The sequence below is a fragment of the Mesorhizobium sp. P2_A12 genome (assembly GCF_056405075.1).
In genome coordinates, this window is record NZ_JBFUCU010000024.1 from 36,541 (window position 1) to 61,581 (window position 25,041).

24 protein-coding genes and 1 pseudogene are annotated in these 25,041 nt (G+C 59.8%); 10 read left to right on the forward strand and 15 right to left on the reverse strand.

Going from position 1 to position 25,041, the window contains the following annotated elements; translation table 11 throughout:
• The first annotated feature begins 504 nt into the window (after positions 1–504).
• Genes AC1DZU_RS31075 through AC1DZU_RS31090 form a run of 4 tightly spaced genes read left to right on the forward strand, consistent with a single transcriptional unit; the run spans position 505 to position 5,766 of the window.
• Positions 505–2,064, forward strand: coding sequence for an ABC transporter substrate-binding protein (locus AC1DZU_RS31075; RefSeq protein WP_477290658.1), 1,560 nt, complete (start codon positions 505–507; stop codon positions 2,062–2,064).
• A 49-nt stretch (positions 2,065–2,113) separates the two neighbouring features.
• A complete protein-coding gene (locus tag AC1DZU_RS31080; protein WP_477290660.1) occupies positions 2,114–3,916 on the forward strand; it encodes an oligopeptide/dipeptide ABC transporter ATP-binding protein in 1,803 nt (600 codons plus the stop codon).
• Positions 3,913–4,776 (forward strand): ABC transporter permease, encoded by an 864-nt coding sequence (locus AC1DZU_RS31085; RefSeq protein ID WP_477290662.1) that lies wholly within the window; start codon positions 3,913–3,915, stop codon positions 4,774–4,776. Before AC1DZU_RS31080 ends, AC1DZU_RS31085 begins: the two co-directional genes overlap by 4 nt.
• Entirely contained in the window at positions 4,777–5,766 is a 990-nt protein-coding gene (locus tag AC1DZU_RS31090; protein ID WP_477290664.1) for an ABC transporter permease, read from the forward strand. It begins immediately after the preceding gene.
• Here AC1DZU_RS31090 and AC1DZU_RS31095 read toward each other — a convergent pair.
• From AC1DZU_RS31095 to AC1DZU_RS31110, 4 genes are all read right to left on the reverse strand, one after another.
• Positions 5,756–7,621: a PAS domain-containing sensor histidine kinase gene (locus AC1DZU_RS31095; protein ID WP_477290666.1), complete on the reverse strand. Its 1,866-nt coding sequence runs from the start codon at positions 7,619–7,621 to the stop codon at positions 5,756–5,758. The genes AC1DZU_RS31090 and AC1DZU_RS31095 overlap by 11 nt on opposite strands.
• Positions 7,622–7,738: 117 nt before the next feature.
• Positions 7,739–8,395: a response regulator transcription factor gene (locus tag AC1DZU_RS31100; RefSeq protein WP_477290668.1), complete on the reverse strand. Its 657-nt coding sequence runs from the start codon at positions 8,393–8,395 to the stop codon at positions 7,739–7,741.
• Positions 8,396–8,575: 180 nt separating this feature from the next.
• The gene (locus AC1DZU_RS31105) at positions 8,576–9,001 is read right to left on the reverse strand and encodes a (2Fe-2S)-binding protein (RefSeq protein WP_477290670.1); all 426 of its coding nucleotides are present in this window, start codon (positions 8,999–9,001) and stop codon (positions 8,576–8,578) included.
• Between the two features lie 61 nt (positions 9,002–9,062).
• Positions 9,063–9,992 carry an MBL fold metallo-hydrolase gene (locus AC1DZU_RS31110; RefSeq protein WP_477290672.1) on the reverse strand — a complete coding sequence of 310 codons (930 nt, stop codon included), beginning with the start codon at positions 9,990–9,992 and terminating at the stop codon, positions 9,063–9,065.
• A 432-nt stretch (positions 9,993–10,424) separates the two neighbouring features.
• On the opposite strand from AC1DZU_RS31110, the gene AC1DZU_RS31115 reads away from it, so the two are divergent.
• On the forward strand, positions 10,425–11,231 hold the full coding sequence (locus AC1DZU_RS31115) for an alpha/beta hydrolase (RefSeq protein ID WP_477290674.1): 807 nt from the start codon (positions 10,425–10,427) through the stop codon (positions 11,229–11,231).
• 614 nt (positions 11,232–11,845) lie between these two features.
• On the opposite strand, the gene AC1DZU_RS31120 is transcribed toward AC1DZU_RS31115, so the two are convergent.
• The 6 genes from AC1DZU_RS31120 to AC1DZU_RS31145 all read right to left on the reverse strand — a co-directional run bounded on the left by AC1DZU_RS31120 (position 11,846) and on the right by AC1DZU_RS31145 (position 18,201).
• The gene (locus AC1DZU_RS31120; protein WP_477290676.1) at positions 11,846–13,453 is read right to left on the reverse strand and encodes an MDR family MFS transporter; all 1,608 of its coding nucleotides are present in this window, start codon (positions 13,451–13,453) and stop codon (positions 11,846–11,848) included.
• Positions 13,454–13,503: 50 nt separating this feature from the next.
• Positions 13,504–14,748, reverse strand: a complete 1,245-nt coding sequence (locus AC1DZU_RS31125) for an HlyD family secretion protein (protein ID WP_477290678.1) — start codon at positions 14,746–14,748, stop codon at positions 13,504–13,506.
• A 1,154-nt stretch (positions 14,749–15,902) separates the two neighbouring features.
• The gene (locus AC1DZU_RS31130; RefSeq protein WP_477290680.1) at positions 15,903–16,661 is read right to left on the reverse strand and encodes an ATP-binding protein; all 759 of its coding nucleotides are present in this window, start codon (positions 16,659–16,661) and stop codon (positions 15,903–15,905) included.
• Positions 16,662–17,130: 469 nt separating this feature from the next.
• Positions 17,131–17,376 carry a hypothetical protein gene (locus AC1DZU_RS31135; RefSeq protein WP_477290682.1) on the reverse strand — a complete coding sequence of 82 codons (246 nt, stop codon included), beginning with the start codon at positions 17,374–17,376 and terminating at the stop codon, positions 17,131–17,133.
• 20 nt (positions 17,377–17,396) lie between these two features.
• Positions 17,397–17,606: a hypothetical protein gene (locus tag AC1DZU_RS31140; RefSeq protein ID WP_477290684.1), complete on the reverse strand. Its 210-nt coding sequence runs from the start codon at positions 17,604–17,606 to the stop codon at positions 17,397–17,399.
• A 76-nt stretch (positions 17,607–17,682) separates the two neighbouring features.
• Positions 17,683–18,201 (reverse strand): hypothetical protein, encoded by a 519-nt coding sequence (locus tag AC1DZU_RS31145; protein ID WP_477290686.1) that lies wholly within the window; start codon positions 18,199–18,201, stop codon positions 17,683–17,685.
• A gap of 282 nt (positions 18,202–18,483) precedes the next feature.
• Here AC1DZU_RS31145 and AC1DZU_RS31150 point away from each other — a divergent pair, with 282 nt between their 5' ends.
• Positions 18,484–18,732, forward strand: a complete 249-nt coding sequence (locus AC1DZU_RS31150) for a hypothetical protein (RefSeq protein WP_477290688.1) — start codon at positions 18,484–18,486, stop codon at positions 18,730–18,732.
• A 222-nt stretch (positions 18,733–18,954) separates the two neighbouring features.
• Here the strand turns inward: AC1DZU_RS31150 and AC1DZU_RS31155 are convergent, their stop codons facing one another.
• A complete protein-coding gene (locus tag AC1DZU_RS31155) occupies positions 18,955–19,245 on the reverse strand; it encodes a DUF982 domain-containing protein (protein ID WP_477226488.1) in 291 nt (96 codons plus the stop codon).
• 63 nt (positions 19,246–19,308) lie between these two features.
• Between AC1DZU_RS31155 and AC1DZU_RS31160 the strand changes: the two genes are divergently transcribed.
• Positions 19,309–19,701 carry a hypothetical protein gene (locus tag AC1DZU_RS31160; RefSeq protein ID WP_477290691.1) on the forward strand — a complete coding sequence of 131 codons (393 nt, stop codon included), beginning with the start codon at positions 19,309–19,311 and terminating at the stop codon, positions 19,699–19,701.
• 408 nt (positions 19,702–20,109) lie between these two features.
• Here AC1DZU_RS31160 and AC1DZU_RS31165 read toward each other — a convergent pair.
• A pseudogene (locus AC1DZU_RS31165) lies at positions 20,110–20,284 on the reverse strand (PRC-barrel domain-containing protein); the annotation flags it as partial.
• Between the two features lie 1,508 nt (positions 20,285–21,792).
• On the opposite strand from AC1DZU_RS31165, the gene AC1DZU_RS31170 reads away from it, so the two are divergent.
• Together AC1DZU_RS31170 and AC1DZU_RS31175 are read left to right on the forward strand one after the other, a co-directional pair.
• Complete coding sequence (locus tag AC1DZU_RS31170; RefSeq protein WP_477290693.1) at positions 21,793–22,092, forward strand: DUF1236 domain-containing protein; 300 nt, start codon at positions 21,793–21,795, stop codon at positions 22,090–22,092.
• A 170-nt stretch (positions 22,093–22,262) separates the two neighbouring features.
• Entirely contained in the window at positions 22,263–22,430 is a 168-nt protein-coding gene (locus tag AC1DZU_RS31175; protein WP_477290695.1) for a hypothetical protein, read from the forward strand.
• 915 nt (positions 22,431–23,345) lie between these two features.
• Here the strand turns inward: AC1DZU_RS31175 and AC1DZU_RS31180 are convergent.
• Complete coding sequence (locus AC1DZU_RS31180) at positions 23,346–23,879, reverse strand: inorganic diphosphatase (protein WP_477290697.1); 534 nt, start codon at positions 23,877–23,879, stop codon at positions 23,346–23,348.
• Between the two features lie 127 nt (positions 23,880–24,006).
• On the opposite strand from AC1DZU_RS31180, the gene AC1DZU_RS31185 reads away from it, so the two are divergent.
• The gene (locus AC1DZU_RS31185) at positions 24,007–24,177 is read left to right on the forward strand and encodes a hypothetical protein (RefSeq protein ID WP_477290699.1); all 171 of its coding nucleotides are present in this window, start codon (positions 24,007–24,009) and stop codon (positions 24,175–24,177) included.
• A gap of 143 nt (positions 24,178–24,320) precedes the next feature.
• On the opposite strand, the gene AC1DZU_RS31190 is transcribed toward AC1DZU_RS31185, so the two are convergent.
• Both AC1DZU_RS31190 and AC1DZU_RS31195 read right to left on the reverse strand, forming a co-directional pair.
• Entirely contained in the window at positions 24,321–24,599 is a 279-nt protein-coding gene (locus AC1DZU_RS31190; protein ID WP_477290701.1) for a hypothetical protein, read from the reverse strand.
• A gap of 265 nt (positions 24,600–24,864) precedes the next feature.
• Positions 24,865–25,041 (reverse strand): isochorismatase family protein (locus tag AC1DZU_RS31195; protein WP_477290707.1); only part of this gene is annotated, 177 nt, incomplete at its 5' end.

The following is a 25,041-nucleotide window of genomic DNA, read 5'->3' on the forward strand; positions in this document are numbered from 1 at the left end:
CGTCGACTCCTCCCGCGAACCAATTCTGCGAGAGTATCTGTGAAGCGATGCCATGGTCTCGGCAGGATGGGCCAAGTGAATGGCGATCCTGATAAAATCAAGCCTTGGACTGATCCCTAAGTGTGTGAAGACTACCTTAAACGACACGGTGGATATATCCTCACCGCGATGCCGCCCGGTCGGATATCGGCCGAGTGCTTTCAATGACCTCACTCGGTTCGCAAGAACTTTGCCCAGCTGCGATCGCGTTTCAACAATCTATGCCTAAGAATAGGGTACCCTCTGCCCGAGTCTCATAGACTGCTAACTATGGGCTGTCGTATGGTGCAACCAGGTAGTGCATGCTGGCTGGTAGCGTCGCTGTAGAGCCACGAAGGAAAGCCTCGATGGCATCGGCGGAGCTGAGTTGAACAAGGGCATGAGACGCCCTCTTCGGCTAAGGATTTGAGTGCATATGGCTTGCCGCAGTCCCTCGCCAAAAGACCAGGCCAACGGGGACAATTGATGCAGACGTCCTATTCTCGCCCGGCCAAACAATCTTTCAGGGTCAGCCTTGGCCTCCGTATGTTGGGACTCGCGCTCGGTTTGCTGCTTTGGGTGGCGCCAGCGTTCGCTCAGGACGTATTACGCATTCCGTATGTGGCCGATATCGGCACATTCGATCCGGACAACGGGTTTGAGACCGGCGCGATGAGCGCCATCAACAACGTCTACGAAGGCCTTGTCGAATACCAGCCGGGTTCTACCAGGATCGTCGGTCGGCTTGCCCGGAGTTGGGACATCTCGGACGACGGGCTGACTTACACATTCCACCTGGTCCAAGGCGCCAAGTTCCACGACGGCACGCCATTCAACGCGGCAGCAGTCATAAAGTCGTTCGAAAGGCGACGCGATCGTGGGCTGAGCCTGAGCTACTCCCTGGCCAACGTAAAGGACATGAGGGCGCCGGACGATTCAACGGTCATGCTCGCGCTGGGCCATCCTCAGCCTTCGCTCCTCGATGCCCTCTCCAGTCCCTGGGGGCCCAAGATTATCAGTCCGGTAGCGCTCGCCGAGCATGACAACGGCGACTTTGCGAAGACCTGGCTCAATGAGCATGCGGTCGGTACTGGTCCATTCAAACTGGCTGAATTCAAACGTGGTCAGCGCTATGTGCTCGAGCGCAACGACGACTACTGGGGTGACAAACCGTTCTTCCGGCAGATCCAGATTTCGGTCGTGCCCGATATCAGCCAACAGATACTTCAATTGCAAGCGGGTGCGATCGATGCCGTGCCGCTCAACTATCCGTTCGCGCAACTCACCAGCCTGCCAGGGGGTCTGGAGATCACCGCGGCCCCAAGCATGATACCGTATGATCTCTTTGTGAAGCCAAACTCGCCGCTCGAAGACGCCGAGGTCCGCAAGGCCGTTTTGACTGCGATCAACCCGGCGCTGTGGATCAAAGACGCCTTTGGTGAGTTCGCAAGCGTGTCAAAGTCGGTCTATCCGAACGTGATGCTCACCCCAGTGAATTCGATCCGGTTTCCGACCGATTTCGAGGCAGCGAAAGCCGCGATAGCCAAACACGGGGCGGTCAATTTGGTCATTGGCCTCCATAGCGCCGCCCCGAGCTACAGCCGCATCGCCGACCTGATGATAGCGCAACTGGCGTCGATCGGGGTAAAGGCAACGGCTTACGTGCTGCCTTCCGGCGCTGCTTACGCCTTGAAAGACGACCCAAATCCTCCCGATTTGCTGCTCACGATCGCGGGCCCGGATGCCGCACATCCTGAGAGCCAGGCCAAGGTGTTCTTCACCAAAGGCGGTCCCCTTAACTTTTTTGGCCGGGTCGTGCCGGAAGCCGATGCCATCGTGGATCAAGCCGGGAAATTGACCGACGTCAAAGAACGCAACGCTCTCTACGAGCGAGCGGGGCAGATATATTTCGATGCCGGCGTCGTGATCCCGCTAGTCGACGTCAACGATGTGGTTGTCCACGTGAAGGGTCTAAGGGACCTTGGCCTCCGTCCCGTGTACCCACCCGGCAACATCGACTTCAGCACGGTTCGCTGGGGACACTGAACTCCGGACGTCCGGTTCGTGCCGGAAGCAGGTCAGGCTCGCACCGCAAATGATCAAGCTTTCGCACCAAATATCCGAACCTGTGACCGAGTCCGTTCTCGCCGTCAAGGACCTGTCGGTCTTCCTCAGCCGCGAAGGCCGTCCTTCCCGCGTCCTCGATGGCATCAGCTTCGACATGTTTCCCGGCGAGATCATCGCGCTTGTCGGGGAAAGCGGTTCTGGCAAGACAAGCATCGGGCTCACCCTTCAGGGGCTCCTGCCGCGCGAATACCGGCCGCAGGTTGCGGGCTCGATCCGGCTTTCTGGGATCGAGCTTGTCGGCGCGGGAAGGCGCACCTGGCAGTTGGCCCGCCGCCAACTCGTCCGTGCCATCTCGCAAGATCCGATGGGCGCACTCAACCCCACGATGACGATCCGCCGCCAGATGCGAGAATCCAATGGTGGGGCCGAGGGATCGATCGAAGACTGGCTCAGCAGAACCGGCGTGCCTGACCCGGACCGTATCGCCGATGCGCTTCCGCACCGCCTGTCGGGAGGGCAGCGTCAACGCGTGCTGATCGCCATGGCAATGATGGCAAGACCAAAGGTGCTCATCGCCGATGAACCGACCACCGCGCTCGATGTCACCATGCAGGCGCAGATCCTCGACCTGTTGCGCGATCTGGCCCACGAGCAGCAGACTGCAATTCTGTTCATCACGCACGATCTGGCTGTGGCGGCCTCTCTGGCGGATCGCGTCCTGGTTCTCTACGCCGGACGCATCGTTGAAATGGGCCGCATACACGACGTGGCCCGCAATGCCGCGCACCCCTATTCCGCCGGCCTGCTCGCTGCTCGATACGATCTGGACTCTGATCGACGACGCCCGCTTCCCACGCTTCCCTCCGAGCGCACGCCCTCCATAAATACAGAGAACGCCTGCGCCTACGCGACACGATGCCCGATCGCCCAGCCAGATTGCACGGCGATCCGCCCACCGCTGGCGCTTGCTTCCGTCCACGATGGCGCGGTCGCCTGCCTTTACCAGGACCAAACCCCATCGCTCTCAGCTCAACGTGCTGACGCTGAACCATGGCCGGCCCAGGCGATCCAGCAAACCGCGGCCTTGAGGTTGTCCAATATCGGAAAAACATTTCCGACAGGCCCTCGATCGTTTTGGGGACGTCGTCAACCGCGCGCCGCGCTCAGGTCGGTCAACCTCTCGATCAAGCTTGGCGAGTGCGTGGCGCTGGTGGGCGAGAGTGGCGCGGGCAAATCTACTCTTCTAAGGATTGCTGCCGGGCTCGTCGCACCGGACAGCGGCACTGTTATGCGCTCCGACAAGCATTCTCCGCAAGTCGTGTTCCAAGACCCGGTGGCGGCGCTGACGCCATGGCTCACGATCGGCGAGCAGATCGGCGAGCGCATGAGGACCATTTCGCTGGACAGTGACTACGGCCGCCGGCGCGTCGGTGAGGCAATAAAGTTGGTCGGACTCGATCCGGTCCTGATGGACGCGCTGCCGGGCGAGTTGTCGGTCGGGCAGTGCCAGCGCGCCGTTTTGGCTCGCGCGGTTATCGTACCCCCAAGGCTTCTGCTCTGCGATGAGCCGATCAGCGCCATGGACGTGTCGCTGGCGGCCACCACATTGAACCTTCTTAGCGATCTCCGGCGGCGGCTCGGCATGGCGATGCTGTTCGTGACCCACGATCTGGCGGCCGCCAGGATCGTCGCCGACCGTGTCGCAGTGCTGAAGGACGGCGAGTTGGTCGAAATTGCCGATCCAGATGCCATCATTGCGGCACCACAGTCCGCCTATACACTCTCCCTCATCGCGGCGATGCCGAGCCTGCAGGCGGGAGGCGCACGATGACCGGTCGGCCGAGCCAGGACACACTGCCTGCGCGACCTCGGTTCAACTGGCTCGATTTCTTCCGGCGTGCCGGTTGGCTTGAAAGCTTCGGCATTGTTGGCCTGCCCGTCGTCACATTTGTGGCCGTGCTGGCGCCCTGGATCACGCCGTTCGATCCACAACTGCGCGTCGCCGGAGCCTACCTGCCGCCTTCGGTCGAACATTGGTTCGGCACGGACGAGATAGGCCGCGACCTGTTCTCGCGGGTGATCCTCGGCGTTCGATATACCTGGCTGCCAGGGCTTGCTGTTATTGGCTTCAGCCTCGCTTTGGGCTCCCTGCTCGGACTGATTTCGGGCCTGATGGGCGACAAGGTCGATCTGGTCATCGAGCGGATCGTCGACCTTTTCTTGGTCCTTCCCGCAACGCTCATCGCGCTCGCTGTCGTGGCCGCGCTTGGCCCCGGGCTCGTCAACACGATGATCGCCCTCGCTATCTTCTGGTGGCCCTGGTACGCGCGCATATCCCGTGATGAAATTCGTCGCCTCAAGGCCCGTCCTCATGTCGAGGCAGCGCGTATGGCGGGGGTACGCGGTCCGCGCCTGCTGTTGCGATATTTGTTACCGGGCGTGATCCCGGCATTGGTCATCGGGGCGTCGTTGGATGTCGCCAACATAATCATGACGTTGTCGCTGATGTCCTTCCTTGGCCTTGGATTGCCGTCTCCGGCGCCTGAACTCGGAGCTATGACGTCACGCACCCTCGACAGTCTCACCGTCTATTGGTGGCTGCCGATCCTGCCGGCCGCGATCATCTTTCTCCTCTGCCTCCTCGCCAACCTTGCGGGCGACGGCATTCGCGCCGCGCTAAGGGGGACCTAGATGCTGGCGTATCTCACCAAAAGCATCGTCGGCGCCGTCGTCGTTCTCCTTGTGATGAGCTTCATCGTTTTCGGTCTCCAAAGCATCATCCCCGCCGATCCGGCCCGGGCCATTGCCGGTCCGAGCGCTCCGCCAGAAACGGTCGAAGCGATGCGCAAACAGCTCGGACTGGACGACCCGGCAGTCGTTCAGTACGGGCGCTTTCTATTGCGCCTGGTGCATGGGGATCTGGGCACGTCGGTAAGAACCCGGCGGCCGGTGTCTGACGACATACGGCAATATCTTCCCGCCACGCTTGAACTCGGACTGGCGTCTATCGGTTTGGGAGTGGCGCTCGCCGGCGTCATGGCGGCACTTCAGTTTCTGATTCCGAGGTCGGCCGGCATAAGGCTCGCTATGGTGGGGGTGGGCTCCACGCCGATCTTTCTATCGGCCTTACTTCTCGCCTACTTTTTCTGGTTCAGACTGGATTGGCTTCCGGGAGCGGGGCGGCTTGGCTACCGCGACTTCGCTGGCCCTACGGGATTCAACGTTATTGATGGAATACTGACCGGCCGCCCTGAAGTCAGCGCCGATGCGCTGCTGCATTTGATCTTGCCGGCGCTTGCACTGGCCTTGCCTATCGGCGTCGCAGTTGGGCGAAGCCTGAACGGTGCGCTTCACGACGTTATGAGTCAGGCGTACGTTCGCACAGCGCGCGGCAAGGGTCTCAGCGAGACAAAGGTGCTGTTGCACCACGGTTTGCGCAATGCTGCCACGGCCCCGCTGTCCATGCTGGGCCTGCAGGTCCGCCTTCTCTTCGGCAATTTGCTGATTGTCGAGCGTGTCTTCGGATGGCCTGGCCTGGGTCTTTACACGGTTCAGGCCTTTGCCAGCGCCGATCTCCCGGCAGTGCTCGGCGTCGCTATGGTCTTCGGAATCTTGTACATCTTGGTCAACACGCTTATCGAGATCGCGCAGTCGATAGCCGATTCTCGGATCAGCCTCTGAAAGCGCCCGCTCCGGCGCTTACGGTCGCAGCGTTGGGTGTCTTGGCCGAGTTGGCAGCGCTGATGGGGAGACTGAACGTTATCGATGCCCCTCCCGTCTCGACATTTTCGGCCCAAAGCCGTCCGCAGTGTGCCTCGACGATCGATCGGCAGATTGCCAGGCCCATTCCCATTCCATCGGGCTTAGTTGTGTAGAACGCCTCGAAAATCAAGTCCGGATTGCTGAGGCCGCGGCCGCGATCTCGCACTTCGACCTGCACTGTACCGTCATTCTGACGCCGCGACTCGATCCGGAGGCTTCGCGCGTTAGTGGCTACATCCTGCATCGCTTCGATGGCGTTGCGGATAAGGTTGAGGACCACCTGTTCCATTTGAACGCGATCGGCAGCCACCTCAGGCAGGTTGGGATCGAGGAGAAGGTCCAGCTTGACCCTGCTCGATGCGAGTCTGTCACCCAGCAGATCACACACCTCGCGGATCACGGCGTTCAGATCGATCGCGTGCGGTTCGCCCTCGGCCTTGCTGAACAGCGCCCGGATGCGGCTGATCACCTGCGCCGCCGCGTCAGCGTTTTTGATGATTTTTTGGGCGACCCGGCTGGCGTGATCGAAGTTTGGCGGATCAGCGTCCAGCCATCTCTGGAACGCGCCGGCATTGGACACGACCGCCTGCAGTGGCTGGTTGAGCTCGTGCGCTATGGACACCGACAGTTCTGAGAGGCTGGCGGCACGCAGAGCGCGTGCGAGCCGTTCGTCCGCCAGACGAAGGGACTCCTGAGCGCGGACCTCGTCGTCGATGTCGAAGTTGACGCCGTACCATCGAAGAATAGTGCCGTCCTCGTCGCGCAGTGGTTCGAAGCGTGAATCGATCCAGCGATATTCGCCATCCTTCCGGCAGAGCCTACCTTTGTGCTGGAGGGGCTCTCCGCGGGCAAAGGACTTCTGGAACACGGCCTTGACGGCCGCGCGGTCATCTGGATGGAACAACTCCACATGCGTGGCGAATTGGCGCGTGCCACGCGGTTCTATCTTGGTCGAGTCGATACCCGCCCAATCGACGAACCGTTTGTTGAAATAGTACGGCAATCCCGCCGGCGTCATGAGCCAAATCATGGTTGGAACCGTATCGACCAAAAGCCTGAGTTCCCTCTCGCTCTGGCGCAGCGCGGCTTCCGCCTTGCGCCGGTCGTCGATGTCCTCGGTATGGCCATGCCAACCGATAATTCGCCCACGCTCATCGCGCGCGGCAACACCGGTGTCGCGAAACCAACGATAGGTGCCATCGAACCGGCGCAAGCGCTGCTCTTCGATCATCGGCTCGCCCGTCTCTAAGCTACGGCGCCATTGCGCCATGCTCGTCTCGACATCGTCGGGATGGACAAATCTCAGCCACCAGGAAAAGTCGTCGGCATCCATGATCTCCCGCATTTCGTCGGCAGTGACGCCAACATACTCGAGGGCTGGAGCGTTGAGGAACCGAAGGCGCCCGTCCGGATTGGCGAACCAGCGGAAGCCCGGAATATCGGCGACATCAGGTCCCGCTTCCTGGTGGACCTGTTCAAAAAAACTCATCCCTCTGAATATGTTCACCACCAGCCAAAGGCCGAATGCGGCGACAACAAACGCCACCAACTTGAGCGCGCCATTCTCGGCCCCATATGCCGGCAGGACCGCCGCAGAAAGCAGACTGCCTGCGGCAACTGCCACCAATCCCATCCTCCATCCCACGCATATGCACACAACTGCAATTGCAACCAGCAGGCCGGAAGGCTCACCGGCAAATAATGAAAGTAAGACTGTCGCAACGCCGATCGCCGCAGCCACGGCGCGGCGTTGTGTCATTGACGTCAGTTCCATTTCAGACCCTCTCGAAGCCGGCTCCGCGCCGGTTTCGGCATCAACCAAGCTCCCGCCAACCACTGCGCCTCACTGCGCATAGGTCTTCCCTTGAGCGAGCCGCATCTCGAGTGAAGTTCAGCGCATCTCAGCCGGCAAGGACTGCCAGGCATTCAAGAGATGCGTGAGGGACCTGGCATTCATCTTCTTCATCATGTTGCTCCGATGGAGCTTCACAGTGATTTCGCTGATGCCAAGATCGAAAGCGATCTGCTTGTTCATCGCCCCGGAGACGACAAACCTAAGCACCTCACGTTCGCGGGGCGTAAGCGTCTCGTAAAGCGCCATGGTCTTGCGTGATACGGTCGCCGCTGCTCTGCGGGCAACATCAGCAGCGACGGCTGCCGATATTGCGTCGAGGAAGGTCTGGTCACGTACGGGTTTGGTCAGGAAGTCGACCGCTCCCGCTTTCATCGCCTGCACACTCATGGCGATGTCGCCGTGGCCTGTCAGGAATACAACCGGCGTCTGTATGCCCTTTGTCAGGAGGAGATGCTGAAGATCGAGGCCGCTCAGACCCGGCATACGCACATCGAGAACCAGGCAGGCCGGGCGGCCGGGAAGCTCTGCATCCAGCACTTCCTGTGTCGAAGAGAACGATATGGACTCGATGCCGACCGAATTAAGCAACTCCGCGAGGGAGTCGCGGACCTCTGTGTCGTCGTCGACGAGAATCGCCACAGGGCTGCCTTCGCTTCCTGAAAATCCTCCGGGTGCTGAATCTAGCACGCCCATGCTCCTCGCCTCAGGGAGATCTGCTGGACACGAAACTGGCTGCGTTTAGACTGTATATTATCAACCGGGCGTCCGCCACACGTCAACCAATGACCTGCGCTTCATGCCTGCCGCTGGGAACCGATTGAGTGACAGGTAACCCCGCACATGCCCCACCAACGTGTGACGAGCCGTCGAGACCTACATAGCAGAATTAGAATCGGCCGCGCTACTACGCCAAGGTGCGATCGAGCAGAGAGGTTTCGATGCCCAACCTATGCTTCGGTATGGGTCTACATAGCCCACGGAAAGCCGCGCTGTGACCGGCGCCTGTGCCTGACCACCCAACCGAAGGGCGATCCCGAAGACTAGCGGCCCGGCAATCAGCGCAAACATCGCAGTCAGGTACCGAGACGTCGTGCCGGCGTGCCAGGTTCCTGGTGCTCTAACCTCGCTAATTCTGATCAAAAGCACTCGGTTGATGCGGCGGATGATGAGCGCGCAGCGGCCGCATTTGGGGCTGCAGCCGAGACGGCCATAGACCTGGCCGGTAGAGTGCGGCCGCCCCGCCTTGACGGCGGAGCGGACATCCTGATCAGTCAACACATTGCACGAACAGACGATCATGGCGCTATGTTTCTCGTCAGCAACGTCATCAAGGCTGGTTCGCTCCTAGCCAAGCGAGCGTTCAGTAGTCCCAGACTGCCGGCACGCAACGAAAGGCCTCGCCGTCCACCGCCACATGGCAGAGAGACGGGAACGGCAAGTGAGTGGCCACCAACGGCTCGCGGTTCGCCGCGAGCTCCCGCATGAGACTGACGCGGACGCGGGTCGCTTCCTCGGGGTCGTGTTCGAAGCCATTGTGCCAGTCGGGATGGTCGAACCCGACCTGGAATACGAGGTCCCCGGCGAAAGTCAGCCGCTCGCCGCCGGACGCCAGGCGGACCACGCTGTGCCCGGGGGTGTGGCCGCCGGTGCGGCGAACGACTACGCCCGGCGCCACCTCGTGCTCGTCCTCGAACGTGCGTAGCTGGCTGCGGTAGTCCTGCACGAATCGCTTGGCAGCACGCCGAAGCGCGTCCGGGAACCCCTGTGGCATGGAGACGCGAGAGAAATCGGGGGCCTCCCAAAACTTGACCTCGGCGGCTGCCACGTGAATCCGCAGGTCCGGACGCAGCTGCTCCTTCACTCCGTCGATGAGCAGCCCGCCAATGTGGTCCATGTGCATGTGAGTCAGCACCACATCAGTCACCGATGCGAGATCGATGCCGGCGGCCTCCAGTCGATGAAGCAACTGCCCGGCCCGCGGCAAATGCAAGTCCGGGTCAGCCCCTAGCCCAGCATCGACCAGAATAGTCTGGCCGCTGCTGCGCACCACGACCACGTTCAGCGGCCACTCGAGCATCTCCGGCGACAGGAACTCGTCCTCCAGCCAGGCTGACCGGACGTCCGGGTCGACGTTGTATGCGATAGTCGGGGATGGAATTGGCAGTATCCCATCGCTGACAATCAACACGTCGATCTCGCCGACCTTGAGTGCGTAGCGCGACGGAACCAGCTCGTCAGGACCCGATCGGCCGGCGTGTGAAATGTTGTCCATGCTCGTGTTTGTGTCCATGTTCATCTCCTTCTGATCGCCTTACCCACGGCCGTATCGGCCACCTCCGCCGTTGGCGCCGTGGATTGGCACATGCCTCCATGGACGGCCATCCGGCGTCTGCTAAGGAGATTGCCCCGCAGCAGCCTACCCGACCATCGAACGGAAGCGTCGGTCATGCCATGCGAAGGTCTATGGCAGCCCCTTCGCGAGAGTGGGTGCCCCCGCGCAAACATCAGGCGTCCAGCTAACGGCGGCAGTGACTCTCCCCTGTCGGTGGCACACCAGCGGGTGGGGCATCCTGTTCCGAGGTATTAGCCACCAACGGCCTTGATGCAGTCGACTGCGCGCGCCCCCCTCAACATAGTTATCCGCATCGCTCTGATCGGCGCGTGTTCGATCGAGCAATGAGGAACACGGCATATCGTGCCAAGCAGAACGACGGAGAGACCAATGTCCAGAACCATCATGCTGATCCACGGCGCCTGGCTGAACGCCCATTGTTGGGAAGGCTTCAAGGCCCGTTACGAAGCCAGGGGCTACACTGTCGTCGCCCCAGCTTGGCCGCTCGACGACCGATCTCCGACCGACCTGCGTGCGTCCCCGAACCCCGCCCTCGCCCAGATCGGCATCAACGAGCTCATCAATCACTACGACGAGCTCATCCGCGCATTGCCCGAGCCGCCAATCCTGATCGGGCACTCGTTCGGGGGCACCGTCACGCAGCATCTGCTTGACCGCGGGCTCGGCGTCGCCGGCGTCGCCATCGACCCGGCGCCGACTTCCGGCGTGCTGGTCGGGTGGCAAACCATCAAGTCGACCTTCCCTGTATTCTTTTCCTGGGGAAGCTGGCGACGCGTCATGACCATGCCGCGGAAATTCTTCAGCACGCGCTTCGCACAGACCGTGCCGGCGGGGCAGGTCAATACCTTGTACGACCGCTACATCGTCCCCACACCGGGGAAGATCTACTGGGACGGTCTGGTCTCGGCCGCAGGGAAGATCCGCTGGGACAACCCCAATCGCGCACCTCTGTTGCTCATTGGCGGCGGCGTTGACCTCATTGCCGAGGCCAAGATGACCAAAGCCATGTTCGAGAAGCAGAAGCAGGCGCCGTCGCATACCGAGCTGAAAATCTATCCCAACCGTTCACACTGGACCTGTCTACAGCCCGGCTGGGAGGAGGTCGCGGACTTCGCCCTCGACTGGGCTGCCAAAAACATCCGGACGCCGAAGATCGTAGCGCTGCAGGTGGCCTAGCTATGCCGGCCGATATCACGTTTCGAGAGTCTTTGCGCACTAGGCGAAACCGCCTATTGCTTAGCGGAAAGTATGGGAGCCAGCACGGCAAAAGCGATCGACGGTGGCGTAGGTGAGGAGCTTGATCCGCTGCAAGCGAGCGCCTCCCCTGGCGCGCGCCATAATGGCTTCATGCAGCCGTCTGATGGTGACGCAAATTGGCGCACCGAAGGGACGCGATCCTCCCAAGTTCGGTGTTCCCAAGTTGCCTCCACAGCCCGGTTTAAGCCGGGCTTTCTTTTTGGGTCTGCGAGGCCAGCTTAGATCTGATTTCCTCGACGGCATTTGTGATGGCTTCAGCGGTCGTAAGGTCGATGGCCAATTCTAAGATGCCCTCGGTTGTCTGGATCGAAAGGATGCCTATGTTGCCGTTCTCGTCCTCTGCCGTACTGAAAGGCTTTGCCTTTCGTGCCGACTGAGATCCATGTCCATTGATAACCTATCGCTCCCAAGCCCGGACAATCGCGCACCCGGCCTGCGATTTCAAGCAGGCGCCAAGCTACCAAACTAAGGACACTGCCAGAGGTTGCCCTGTTGGTCGTCTCCAGCCCGACTGATCGCGCTGGCCACGTCGCTCAGTGCGCGCCGCCGCCTTCGATATGGCCGGGCTTCTTCAGAAGCAGAGTGGCCGCGAGCGCGATCACCAAACCAATCCCAAGCAGGAAAAAGGTGTCGCTGAAGGCCATGATGAAGGCCTGCTGCCGGACTCTCAATGCAATCGCGACCACCGCTTTGTGCGCGGCGAGCGCGTGGTCGCTGACACCATGCGACAGGAAGTAGGCAGTGAGCCTGTCGATGCGGGAACGCGTTGCCTCTTCAAACAATGAGACCGACTGCACCAGCACATTCGAATGGTACTGCTCGCGCTTGGTGAGGAAGGTCTGCAGCAGCGCGATGCCGACGGCGCCACCCAGGTTGCGGGTCATGTTGAACAAGGCCGATGCTGAGCCGGCGTGCTCCTTCTCGATGCCTGCTGTGGCAATCGCCGAGAGCGGCGCGAAAACCAGCGCCTGGCCGATGGCGCGCACGATGTTCGGCCAGAACAATTGGTCGCTGGCATAGCTGGCGGTCATGTCCACGTTCATGAAGTTCGAGGCGGCAAACAGTGCAAAGCCGGTCGCGATCACAAGGCGCACGTCAAAGCGCTGCATCAGGCGCGGAACCAGCGGGATCAACAGGAGCTGCGGCAGGCCGGTCCATGCCAGTACCATGCCGATCTGCTCGGCATTGTAACCTTGAATGCGCGCGAGATAGACCGGCAGGATGAAGACCGATCCGTAGAGAGCTGTTCCTAGCAGGAAATTAGCTAGGACGCCGAAGCCGAAATTGCGACGCCCGAGCAGTTTCAGGTTGAGCAGCGGGTGGATCGAGGTGAGTTCGATCCAGACAAATAGCGAGAGCGACACGGCCGCGACGATCGCCAGCCGCAAGATGAAAGGCGAGCCGAACCAGTCGTCCTGGTTGCCTTCCTCGAGCACCGTCTGCAGCGCCGCGAGCCCGACGGCCATGGTACCGATGCCGGGCCAGTCGCCCTTGCTGAGCAAGGCGAGCTGCATTGGCTGGCGGTCGAGCGAGAACCACAGCATGCCGACCATCAGCGCGCCTGGCACCAGGTTGACGTAGAAGATGTACTGCCAGCCCCAGTTCTCGGTGAGATAGCCGCCGATTGTCGGGCCTATCGCTGGCGCGAAGGTTGCCGACATTGCAAACAGAGCCAGTCCTATCGGCTGCTTGGCCTTGGGCAGCAGCGTGATGACGAGGGTGAAGGCCATCGGGATGAGCACGCCGCCAGTGAACCCCTGGATAGCTCTCAAGACAATCATCTGCCCGAGGCTGGCGGCGAACGCACAAGCCACTGAAAAGACGAGGAATAGCAGTGCGTTGGTGATGAGGTATTTGCGCAGCGAGAAGACCTGGGACAGCCATCCCGTCAGCGGGATGACGACGATCTCGGCTATGAGATAAGCTGTCGAGATCCAGCCGCCATCGTCGATGCCGGCTCCGATGGCGCCTTGAATGTCGGCCAGCGAGGCGTTGACGATCTGAATGTTCAGCACAGCCATAAACGCGCCGAGGGTGGAGCCGACCACCGCAACCCAGACCCGGGGCGAGGCGGCGGTGCCGGCGGCCTCTCTCCGCGCAGTTCGAGCCGGAATTGGGATGGACGACACGATGCCTGTCATGGCTGCTATTCCTCGCGTGCAATGGGACGAGCCTGATGCCCGCGAATTTGCTACTCGGCACGCTCCGTCGCGGCCTCGGCGCTCCAATTGAGCGAGAGCGTAGCGGTCTGTGCGGACCTGTCCTTCTCGGCAAGCACTGTTGCCTTGGTGTCGATGGTCGGCTCGACCGACATGCCGACCCTCAGCAGGCCGCCGAGCTCGTGGTCGTCGATCGCTATTTTCACCGGGATGCGCTGCACGATCTTGGTGAAATTGCCGGTCGCATTGTCGGGCGGCAACAGTGCAAACTCGAGACCGCTTGCCGGCGACAGGCTGTCGACGTGACCCTCAAGCTCAACGCCGGGGAAGCCGTCGACAGCAACACGCACAGGTTGGCCGTGGCGAACATATGTGAGCTGGGTCTCCTTGAAGTTGGCGACGACATAAACGGCACTCGGTACCACTGCCATCAACTGCGTGCCGGCCCCGACATACTGGCCAACCCTGAGCGTGCGCGCGCCGATAGTCCCGTCGACCGGCGCAGTGAGGGTCGTATAGGAAAGGTTGAGCTTGGCCTGCTCGCCCGCGGCCTCCGCACGGTCCACTTGTGCAAGCGCCTTGTCGCGTTCGGTGGCCAGGACATCAATCCTGACCTCAGCCGCAACGACTGAAGCCTGGTCGCGCGCCAGCCCGGCGGCGAGCTGGTCCGCTCCGGCGCGGCTCGCCTCGGCCTTCTGGGCAGTGCCGGTGCCACTCCTTGCCAAAGTTGCGTAACGGTCGGCGTCGGTCATGGCGAACCTCAGGGAGGCCTGCGTCGCAGCGACCGTTGCCTTCGCCTGCTCGATCAGCGCCCGCTGCAACACGATCTGTGCATCGAGATTGCGAACAGTTGCTCCGGCGGCCCTCATGTCGGCCTCGGCCTGGTCGAGCGCGGCGCGGAAATCGCGGTCGTCGATGCGTGCCAGCACCTGCCCCACCGTGATCTTCTGGTTGTCGCGGACCAGCACCTCGGCGATGTAACCTGAGACCTTCGGTGCGACCGTCGTCGAATCGGCCTTGAGATAGGCGTCGTCGGTCGATTCCAGATATTGGCCTGTCGTCCAGTAGCCGTGTCCGTAATAGGCGCCGGCAATGACCCCTGCCAAAAGGCCAACGACTGCAAGGACGCGCTTGAAGCTCCTGCGCCCCGGCGGCGCTACGATTTCGTTTGAGGTCACGGGCGCCAGGAGCGGCAAAGGGGCTGCAACTGGAGATCGAAGGTCGCTGCTCACAGTAGCGCTGGAAATAGCTCCGGAGTCGAGAAGGTGCTTCGTCATTGCCTATGCTCGCCCTTCAGTTTTCGCGATGCGCATCTTGCGTCGAACATCCCTCCACAAACCCCGCACTCAGACCTCGGGCAACGCATGTGTTGGAGCTCCGGCTGGTAGCTTGGATGCAAGGAGGTGCTCAAACGGTCGCCCGAGTTGCGCAACGTGAGACCAAGCTCACCAGTCGCAATTTCCTCTCGGCTTGCATCCCTCAGTGCGGCAGGAGCGCGGTGATCGCCGGTCAGCGCGCCGAGTTGCGTTTGAATCGGGAAAGTCCATCCGGGTGCCTCCCCTGCCATCCGCAGAAATTCCGGCCGCAGTCCATCGCCACGCTGAGCAGCAGTTCGATGCAATGCTTGCAGCAGAGGTAGCATGAACGAAACTCCTGTAGGTTGGTGGTCATGCGGGCCTGTCTTCCGAAGTGCCAGACATTGGCCATCACCATGTCAGCGACTTCGGCAAGAAGATCGCTTCCGAAAATCGCAGCTGGTGACTAAAAAAGCTACGCTACCAAACAGACAGGCCTGCCTATCCTGTCGTATCGTGGATCTAGGAATTGTGGCGCCGGCTCAGCGCCGCCGGCTTGGGACAAGCGATACGCGGAAGTCCCTGGCTACTAAACATCTACAGCATGCAGCCAGTGCACATCTGCTGTTCAGCCAGTCTACCTAATTCGTTTACTCAGGAAACATACACCGAGGTGTTGAATGCCCGATTTTCCCGATAGCCAAAGTCGCCGACGAGGAGGCAACGGTTCACCCAGGTCTCGCGACCTGTCGCCGAAAGGCGGTTGTCGCCTAGTCTCCCATGTAGGGCCGGGCACGGGTAATTCGTTTGGGACTGGCGATCCCCTGGCGCGGCCATCGCATCCGAGCTCACCCGAACGCCTTTCTTGATCGTTCTCTGCCAATGTGCGCCAGGATGTGAGCAAGCGGCGAACCGGCGCTCGGCGCTTTTGGTGTCACAAAGTTGTTGTCGAGATCAGTTGCCCCAGCCCCCCGGTTGAATTCTAGCCAGGTTTCATTCCTGGTTTACGTGCCTCATGGGCACCGAAATTCTTGACTGGAAGCGTGGGGGGCTGTTGGCGAATGATGGCGAGCAATTGGCCCACCATTATTCAGGCTTAAACAAGAATCGGACCTGGCTTGAGAATCGCAACCCATTCAGTTGCTCAATTCCGCGGCGATTGCTGGTAGCCACAGATCGATCGCAGTGCCATGTGCGAGGGTGCTGATTATAGAGAGGCGGCCACTCAAACTTTCCACAATCCGCCTGACGATCTCGAGGCCAAGGCCGCTTCCGTTCGCCTTTGTCGAGAAATTCTTACGACCCGCCATTTTGAGGGTCGCGTCATCCATCCCGGCACGGTTGTCGCAGACGGACAGGCGGATCATCCGTTTTGGCCGAACCGTTTTGCTCGAAGGTGGAAACTCTAGAGCGGCGGCAATGGAGAAATCGCCGCCAGCGGGCATCGCATCGCGTGCATTTAGGACGAGATTGAGAAGTGCACGTTCAACCAGCTCCCGGTCGATGAAGGCCAATGAGAGGCTGCCCGCGACGTGCAGAGTCAATCTGATGTTTGGCGAGAGGACGTTCGCAAGTACGACTTGGAACTCCTCGAGCAACTGGCGAACATCGGTCGGCTCAGGCCGTGCCGATCGCGCGTCCGCGGGTTCGAGAAGTTCCCGGGCGAGGACTTTGGCACGAAACGCGCAGTAGATCGCAGCATCGATCTTTCCGAGTTCTCTCGACGTACCGGCGCTACGGCGCTGCAAGTCTTCCAGGACGACCACAACAGGCGTGACCAGGTTGTTGAAATCATGGAAGATCGATGACAACTGACAGGTGTCCATCCGCGGATAAGGAGGAACGGACCCATCCGGACCGTCGTGATCGAATTGGGAGGACGTATGTTCTCGCATGGTTGTCTCCCCGAGACCGTTCTGAAATTGCTTCGATGGCAAGCAAACAACAGAGCAAGTCCGGCGCGCTATTATGCCGACGTATGGAACGGGCATCCTTTCCGACACAGCTCCTGATCATCGGAATCGACATCAGAGACGTCTAATAGGGTTGGAGGACGTCAAGCACCTAGGCACGATGGAGTTCCCGCCACGCCCTTCGGAGGTAGCGCACCCGCCCTACCCTGCACGCGATCCCATAGGGCCTGGCGCTTCTCGGCTTTGAAGGTGACAAAGGCGCGCCCATGTAGCGCCCCTTAGGCTATTGGACCGGCAAGGTCCGCCATTCGCTATCCTACGAAAACCTTCGCGAGAAGAGAGGCAAAGATCCCGCCTATCGGCCAGGCTGTTTCATTGCCGCGCTCCACGGCCTCGCCTCGCTCGGCTTTGCCACGCGACAGGAGAAGACGGGTCAGCTCGCATTCGTCTTTTAACCAGCAAGTGGCGGACTTGGTGCGATCACAGCTTCCGGCTTTCTTTCACTGATCGATATGATCCCGTGCTTGAAGAAGACGGTGCTGGTTTCGCTGCCAGGAGCGCCTAATTCTGCCGAAACGACGACGAGCTCGAAGTGTCCTTTTGAGCTGAGCTGATCCACAAGGCTTTCCAATGGTGCATTTTCGCTCTGGCCGAGATGCTGTCTTCCGTCAATCGTGGTCACAATAAAATCAGTCACACTGACCTCCTACCAGCCTGTCAGGACAACGAAGTCACAGGCTCGACAGACGGTCCAGACCGCGGCGTCCTGCTCTCTTCGGCCATCACCAACAGCGCTTCAAGTGTCACTGCAATGCCCGACATCAGCGCGGAGATATCGGTGTTGCCGCCGGGCAATGCGAGTTCAGCCGCCCTGGTTTGCATGCTGGTGCTGAGTTCCTTCAATTTCATGCGCAGATCGTCGTCCATGACTTTCCTCCGTTAGCTGGGGGCCTAACGTGTCGATGAAGGGGAAGTTGCCCCGCACGCGTCTAAAAGACTGATTTTAGCCGTTTAGGTCTTTGGTTTTCACAAGGACCTTCCTTGGCTTCCCGTAAACAGCGTGTAGCTTGTCCGCGACCTCCATAATCGTAGGGAATGCGGCATAGAAGGTCGACATGGTGTCGCCTCTAAGGCCGTTACGAGAAGCGTAGTCCTCCAAGGCTTGTTGCGAAACGGTCAAGGTGAACATGCCATCATCTTGGTCCCAGACTAGAACCTCTACATCGCCGGCATTTATGTAGGCTTCATTCTTACGCCGATGATCCAGCAGGGTAGCACCATACTGCGCCCACAGCTGCTCGCAGTCGTTTGCCCTCAGGCTTGGCGTACCCGGTTTGCCATAGAATACCATCGCTGCCCGGACGTCATATCCAAGCACCGATGCATTGGCGACGAACTGGATGGCGTTCCCGAGGCGAGTGGTACCGAGCTTGACTTCCGTCTTGCTCGCCAGGTCAACCACACCAATGATTTCGGCTTCGTTATTCCTGGCAGCCAACACCGCGCCTACAGTCGCAAGCATATGAGCCTCCGCTAATATCTTAACCTCCAGGAGCCGGCTGTTCCTCGCCGCTACTAGCCGACCTGCAAACCAACACAGACAGCCGGCCCAACCGGGCCCCTGATACCGTCGGCGAGAGAGAATGCCAGCACTTGTTAAAAAAATACCAAAACCTGAAAGGCCCTGGCCCAGGCCGGTCCAAAGGGATGCCGAACAAGACCACGGCGCTGCTTGAGGATGCTATTCTGAAGCGGAATACGCCTGACTGCGCGGGGCTTCACAGCCGGGGCGATGAGGGGCAAAATGCCGCCCCGACTGCCAAGAGAGTTGCGTCTTTCAATACCCCTGTGGGCGCTACTTCTTTCGCGCAGCCAGGTCGGCATATATTTTCTCTCGATCACCCTGATGCTTTTTCACCAGGGCAAGAGTCTGCTCACGATCGAGAAGCCCGAGCTTCATGATGAACGTCAATTCATGCTTGGGCACAGCCGTGTAAGGCAGCTGAGCCCGTACACCGAGCTCTCGCCTGCCACCGAAGGTTTGTTCCTCTGACATGAGCTATGGACTTGCCCCCTGTGAGGTCAACGCTGACCTCCATCTCAAGACCCCATGGTTGGCATTTGCCGCGAGACGATAAGCTTCATCGCGCGGCAGGCCGATCAAGGTTCGACCCGCGAAATCGGCCGGCAGACCGAAAATCTCATCGAACACCGCCCACGTTCCTGACGGTTCCTGTACAACCCTGAACCTTATCCAGCGCTCCCCACAATCGGCTCAGTGCTGGACCGTCGGATCATAGTCGCTGGTTTCATACGGGAGAGTATTTTCTCCTTCGAACAGGATGTCTTTCCTGCGAGCGAAGGCGATAAGCACCCCACGAGCTGTCTCGGCGTCGACGTCACCGGTCAGCGCTGCCTTACAGGCGCGTATCGCGGCCCTTTGCTCAGGACTGTTTCCGCACCATTCCGTGACGAACTGATATGCATCGGCCACGGTGTTGAGTTGACGAGGGAAGCCAAGACCGACCCATACGCGGACGGGCTTTTCAAAAGGCTTCGCAAGCATAGTGACCTCCTTAGCTCTTGGCCGGCAACCCGGCTCCAGTTTGATGAATGGCCGCAACGCGGCGTGAAAGAATTTGTGAAGCGCTGGCATTTTTTCAAGGGGCTACGCGCCACGATTCGAAGCGGTTACCAGCGGGCGTTTCCAACCCCTAATTCCTCATGGGGAGTTGAGTTCCTTGGCCGCCAGATTCATGACGGCTGCAGCTGCTTGTCTACGCTCCCAACCGGCCGCTTCGATCTCCAGATCGTCCTTCGCCGTACTGCCTTAATGCTCCGCAACGTCTCTGGCGTGCCACTGGAGCCGGCAACAGAAGATGCGCTGAAGTCCATAGCTGGCGAGATGGGAATCGGTCAGTCAGATCTCATTCAGATCGTGCTGCGAGAGTGGCTGGAAACGAACGCCTATCTGCCGGTCCAGATGATCTATGATGAAAGCGAGACAGACGGGAGCGCTTAGGCGGACTTCCGCCGTGTGATCGCGGAAGCCCAACCCGGCCGGCGCTTCAGTTAGGGGGACGCCGGCCACTACTCGATCGACTCGAAGGTGGGACTGCACTCGCCTTCGACATTCAACCCAGATTTAGTCTAGCCGCGGCGCCGGTCCTCATTTTGGCGCACCGTCACATCTCATCATTGGGATCACGCGGCATAAAGCTCGGCCGGCTTGGATGCGTGAAAAGACCCGTGCCACGGAGGGACCGATGGCGCGGGCCGACGATGTTTGCACACCAGCCTGCGACGGAGCCAAGCAACGGCATCCGAAGCATTAATCAACTATTCGGAACCGTCTCGCGATTCTCGCCCACCGGCATCTTTTATAACCGGCTCGCGTCCCACGGTGGACGCGAGCCAGGTCGAAATGTGCTTACTTGCCAAGAATGATGCGCTGCTTGTCGCGATTCTGGGCATAGGGTGCCCTTGTCGTAAGCGGCCTGCGCTTCGAGCTGTTCCTTCGTAAGGTTTGTGTAGAGGTAGCGGTTACCGTTTTTGTCGGTCATAAACTTCAGCTGTTCCATTCCAACCGCGACCGACTTTTCTCCCTGCAGTGCATCCCGAGCGCCTCACCCCTTTGCCGACAATGGGTCGGCGGAGTAACGAGCGTCGCGATCCATTGCAGGTCACCTTGTGGGGATACCGCGACGAGTGCATTCTCCCGTCGCTATGTCCCACCAGCAGTTCCTCGACCATCGATTGGAATGCCCCTACTGTCTCACAATAAGGCTGAGAATCCCGCACGACGCTCGCCCGGTGACACCAATCTTTTGCGATGATTGCGGAGAGTACCTCGGCACTTGGGATGAACTGCAGACCGACTTTGAGAAGCAGGGCGGGCAAAACGGCGTATTCCGCCTCGATAAGGGACGTATCAAGCGCATCGATTAGTCTAGAATCCTGCCGCCTAACGCGGCGCGCCAATACGGCTTCTCGAAAACGCTCACGATGCAGGTTGTGGCCGGCTCATCGCTTCCCCTGGTCCGAAAGCCCGCGCTCTCGGCTAGAGGGGCGCGGGCCGATCGGGTGGTGCGTATCCCGATCTACGACAGGCATGGGGTGAGCATCCTGCCGCAAACGAGAAACTTTTAGAGATCGCTAATGTTCCATTTCCCTGCGATGGAAGGCCGCCGCCCCATTTGCGAAGCGACGGTCCCTGCCCCAGCCCCTGGGAACTAGCTCTGGTCGGCAGCCGCGAGAGTGCCGTCGGGCGAACCCAATCGCTAGAATCCACGGGCTAGTTGCTAATACCGATACATGCCCCACGCACGCCTGCGGTAGCATCGGACGCGCCGGCGGCCATGTCGCCAGTAACTACGGCAGACCCTTCTCCAGCCCCGCCGGGGGTGGTGGCGACGGTAATAGGGGTCGTAATAGGGGTCGTGGTAGCGCCGATGGTAGACCGGCTCCACTTCCGCCTGAGTACCTTCGTCATCGAAGGTCGGAGAGTCTGGCGCGTCGAGTTCCTCGAGAATGCCGCTTTTGGCCCCTGGAACACCGGCCACTGCGTTGATAGGTCCAACGGCGCTTGCAAAGGCCGCGGCCCCTGCAATGCCAAACATTGCTGTCAAGAAGGATCGCCGATCCATAGAAAGCCTCCCAGTGTTACACAACTCTAATGTTACCAACTCTTAGGCGCGCAGCCGGGAAAGGCAGGCTTTGCGCCCGGTACAATCGAGGGTTTGCCACCGCCGTGCGGCTCGCGAACCCCATCAGCGCAGGAAGGGACATAGCTGCGCCGATTTGCAAAAATGTCAGCCAAGCACTACCCCGGTGACGGCGGTCGCGAACAGCGGTGCGAGCAACCAGCGCGCTTGGCTAACACTTCTATCCATCTGATTTCTCCTAGCTTTCCGGAGAAACAATAACCTTCGACGCAGGCTGTTCCACACAATGGCACGCATAAGACCATTGCGTTTTGCGATCAGACTTAAGTCCTTCCCGTCGCCCGACCGAAGCCTCAACCCCGGAACGTTTGAGATTGTCCCAAGTTCGGTTTTGGCGGTCGGTTTAGACGATGTCGTGGTTCGCCGGCCGCAAGCAAAAGGAGAAAATCATGAAAATGCATCTTACGGGCGCCGCTGCGGCGTTGTTGCTCTTCGCTGGTATCGGCGCGGTCGCTGCTCAGGACGTGGTCATCACGCCTGAGCAGGATACGGTCATCCATGAGTATGTGAAGAAGCAGCCTTTGGCATCGGTGAAGGTTCCCGGCGTGGAACTCAATATCGGCACAGCACTGCCCGACACGGTCGAGCTGAATGAAGTGCCCGACGTCAAATACCGCTATGTCGTGATCGACAATCGGACGGTTCTAGTGGATCCGGGCACTCGCAAGATTATCAAGGTCTATGACTGAGTAACCTTTCGGCTGAAGCCCGCCGCACATGTGGCTGCGGGCTCGCAGATGAAACCGAAACGGATGAGATTCAAAATATCGAAGCCTGAAAGCACACCCATACCTTGGGGACGCGTGTTGCCGACCTCACCACCAAAATTGCAGGAATCCCATATTACCAGGGGCGAAATATGAAGGTCGCGGCCATCATGGAGGATCGCCAGGGCCGCATTGACGGCGACGACCTGATTGCAGCATCGTTCCTCGCCGAGCCGCCGCTGGACAAGCAAGCTCGCCGCAACGAAGGATTGGCGGATAGTGCATCAGTTGCAACCGGACCGGCCCAAAAGCGCATATGAGATACTACCAGAGGGCGGGGCCGGCTTGCTTTGCGCTCGATTGGCGCAATGAGAGGGACGGCACGGCGTAGGTTCCCCTCAGAGGACCGCTACCGATAAGAGGAGAATGAGACCGATCCCCATCATCAGCAGGCCTGGCCAGTTCTGGGATAGGCCAAGGAAACGGAGGCCGCGATGACGCGGCTCAAGTGTTGGACCTGGGGTTGCAAGATTTGGAGTCGGACGATCTGCCGATGTCCGAAGGTGTATCGGATCACTGAGCCGACCGCGCCTAAGTGCTGCAACCGCCATGTACACAACACCAGCGATGGTGAGCAGCGCGCCTATGAGGATGACAGCCATTTGGAGAAAACAGTGGAGATGCCAGAGAGTTCCACGAGCAACACGCAAATGCCCGCGCTCTCGGCTAATCGCGGGCCGATCGGAGGCCCGATCTTCGGCGGGCGATGGAGGGCACCACCTGCCGCAAACGAGAAACCTTTAGAGGTCGCTAATGTTCCATACCCTTCGATGGAAGGCCCGCCGCCCCATTTGCGAAGCGACGGACCCACCCCAACCCACACCCGTTGACGCAATTGCAGTGCCAAACCGATTGACCCATTACCGGTCACGACGCGGCGAACGGCTGGAGGTTGCTTAAATGGCACTGGCCAAGCGGACGCCAAGTCCGCCGCCGGGCGCCGGCCATCATCCAAAAGGCTGTATTCCAACAAACTCTTGCGAGAGCGATACATTCACTACTCGGCGCCGTTTCCCTCAAAGCGCCGCCGGCCCAGACTTCCCGTTTGCAAACGTGAGTTGGCCGTATTGGCGCACGGACTGATCGAGAAGGCCGGGCGCTGTGACTGAGTCGATATTCGTGCCGAGACGCTCAAGACGTCCGATTTGAGCACTTGGTCGCGCGCAATGGCCACCTCAGTGGCGGGCCGCGAAGACATTCATGCCCTTCTTGATTGCCCTGCGAGCTTCCGCGCCATTCTGCCAGCCTTTGAACTTTATGATCTTGCCGGTTCCAACTACGGACGAGTGAAAGAACAGTTCGATCTCGCGCCGCAATTCATCGGGAACATGATCCGCCGCCACCGGCTCGTCCTGAGCGTCCTCTTTATGGGGACAGAAGACATAGCGATCGTTGCGTACGACCTTCCCGCCCTCGTCCTTCTGCTTGACGCGCAAGGCGCCTAGCAGATTGCATTTGATCACAACGCCAGGCGCAGTCGATGCCTTATGGATCACCAGCCCGTCCAGAGGATCACCGTCTTCGCCTAACGTAGACGGAATGAAACCCCAGTCATAGGGATACGTCATTCCGACCGGCAAGGGCCGGACATAGCCAAACACCTGCGTCCCCGGATCGAACGCAATCTTCGCCGTGGCGCCGCGTGGGGTTTCGATCACCACGCGAATGAGGCCCTTGGTGGTCGTCGGCAGCTTCAGGTAGTTGGGCATCGAGAATTCGTCTCCTTCGGATTTGGGCGGCGATCTCCGCAGGCCCATCACCAATCGCAGGGGCACGCGAGGGAACTTCAGAGCGCACCGAATGTTCCGAAGAGCCGACCAAGGAGAGATCCAGGATATGACGAAAGCTTCTTTGCACATGCTGAAGGGAGTGGGTTATCTCATCTCGACGACCAGCGTGATCATGCTCGCCATGGCAAGCTGGTCGGCCGCTTCGGAAAGCTATTTGCTCACAGCGTGTCTGGTTGGCGGCGCCGTCTTATCGATCATCGGCATGTTTTGCCGTTGAATAACATATGAAATTGAGAAGCGCCGAGAGAACAACTAGGCGGCAGATAGGTGGCTGGCGCGTTCTGGATGATAGCGATGGCGCTCACCTACAGTCACTCGAAGGCGGGCTCGGTGCGCCCGCCTTCGACGTTCAACCTAAATTCAGCCACCCATCATCTTTGCCATCGCACAGAAATCTGCGTGCGATTTGTTGAGTGTGGTGTCGCCGCAGTCCTTCAACACGGCCTTCTGTTCGTCGGGTTTCATGGCCATCCATGTGGTCTTGAAATCCTTTTCCGTCTTCAAAGTTTTCATGCCGGCATCGGTGAAGAACGGCGACATCTTTGCCGGGTCGTCGAGTGCGGATGTACTGCCAGCAAGAGCCGAACCAGTCATCATCGCAAGCGCCATCGCGCCCATCGTGAGCATCTTGATGTTCATTGTTTCCTCCGTCGTTAGGTCATTCAACGTGACCTTCCGGAAAAACGTCATGAGCTGAACTCGGTTCCCAGCGCCTACCGGCTTCTTTGAAATTGAACATCGTTTCGGGAGAGCGTGAAAAAAAGGACGTTTCCCATTGCTTTCCAGGGAGGCTGCGATGGATAACGTGACGTTGAATGGCACAGGTTTGCCCTTGCGTAGAGGTAGTCGAAGCCTGCGGAGAATGGTTCGTCCGCGTTGTCGACTCCGACGAAGAACTTACCGATCACCAGCTTAAGAGAACCGTCTCCATCTCGACCGTCTCGACCTGCTGCGCGAAGCGCTGGTGATAGACGGTCAGCAGTGCATCATGTGTCGCGTCAGAAGAGCTGCACAGCGCGTCGGTGACGAGAACCACCCGATAGCCGAAATCGATCCCGCCGAGCACCGTGGCCAGAACACA

Bases quoted from the DNA above. Each gene is read 5' to 3' on its own strand.
- AC1DZU_RS31075 (WP_477290658.1), top strand. From the start codon at position 505: ATGCAGACGTCCTATTCTCGCCCGGCCAAACAATCTTTCAGGGTCAGC.
- AC1DZU_RS31080 (WP_477290660.1), top strand. From the start codon at position 2,114: ATGATCAAGCTTTCGCACCAAATATCCGAACCTGTGACCGAGTCCGTT.
- AC1DZU_RS31085 (WP_477290662.1), top strand. From the start codon at position 3,913: ATGACCGGTCGGCCGAGCCAGGACACACTGCCTGCGCGACCTCGGTTC.
- AC1DZU_RS31090 (WP_477290664.1), top strand. From the start codon at position 4,777: ATGCTGGCGTATCTCACCAAAAGCATCGTCGGCGCCGTCGTCGTTCTC.
- AC1DZU_RS31095 (WP_477290666.1), bottom strand. From the start codon at position 7,621: ATGGAACTGACGTCAATGACACAACGCCGCGCCGTGGCTGCGGCGATC.
- AC1DZU_RS31100 (WP_477290668.1), bottom strand. From the start codon at position 8,395: ATGGGCGTGCTAGATTCAGCACCCGGAGGATTTTCAGGAAGCGAAGGC.
- AC1DZU_RS31105 (WP_477290670.1), bottom strand. From the start codon at position 9,001: ATGATCGTCTGTTCGTGCAATGTGTTGACTGATCAGGATGTCCGCTCC.
- AC1DZU_RS31110 (WP_477290672.1), bottom strand. From the start codon at position 9,992: ATGGACACAAACACGAGCATGGACAACATTTCACACGCCGGCCGATCG.
- AC1DZU_RS31115 (WP_477290674.1), top strand. From the start codon at position 10,425: ATGTCCAGAACCATCATGCTGATCCACGGCGCCTGGCTGAACGCCCAT.
- AC1DZU_RS31120 (WP_477290676.1), bottom strand. From the start codon at position 13,453: ATGACAGGCATCGTGTCGTCCATCCCAATTCCGGCTCGAACTGCGCGG.
- AC1DZU_RS31125 (WP_477290678.1), bottom strand. From the start codon at position 14,748: ATGACGAAGCACCTTCTCGACTCCGGAGCTATTTCCAGCGCTACTGTG.
- AC1DZU_RS31130 (WP_477290680.1), bottom strand. From the start codon at position 16,661: ATGCGAGAACATACGTCCTCCCAATTCGATCACGACGGTCCGGATGGG.
- AC1DZU_RS31140 (WP_477290684.1), bottom strand. From the start codon at position 17,606: ATGGACGACGATCTGCGCATGAAATTGAAGGAACTCAGCACCAGCATG.
- AC1DZU_RS31145 (WP_477290686.1), bottom strand. From the start codon at position 18,201: ATGCTTGCGACTGTAGGCGCGGTGTTGGCTGCCAGGAATAACGAAGCC.
- AC1DZU_RS31150 (WP_477290688.1), top strand. From the start codon at position 18,484: ATGCCGCCCCGACTGCCAAGAGAGTTGCGTCTTTCAATACCCCTGTGG.
- AC1DZU_RS31155 (WP_477226488.1), bottom strand. From the start codon at position 19,245: ATGCTTGCGAAGCCTTTTGAAAAGCCCGTCCGCGTATGGGTCGGTCTT.
- AC1DZU_RS31170 (WP_477290693.1), top strand. From the start codon at position 21,793: ATGAAAATGCATCTTACGGGCGCCGCTGCGGCGTTGTTGCTCTTCGCT.
- AC1DZU_RS31175 (WP_477290695.1), top strand. From the start codon at position 22,263: ATGAAGGTCGCGGCCATCATGGAGGATCGCCAGGGCCGCATTGACGGC.
- AC1DZU_RS31180 (WP_477290697.1), bottom strand. From the start codon at position 23,879: ATGCCCAACTACCTGAAGCTGCCGACGACCACCAAGGGCCTCATTCGC.
- AC1DZU_RS31185 (WP_477290699.1), top strand. From the start codon at position 24,007: ATGACGAAAGCTTCTTTGCACATGCTGAAGGGAGTGGGTTATCTCATC.
- AC1DZU_RS31190 (WP_477290701.1), bottom strand. From the start codon at position 24,599: ATGAACATCAAGATGCTCACGATGGGCGCGATGGCGCTTGCGATGATG.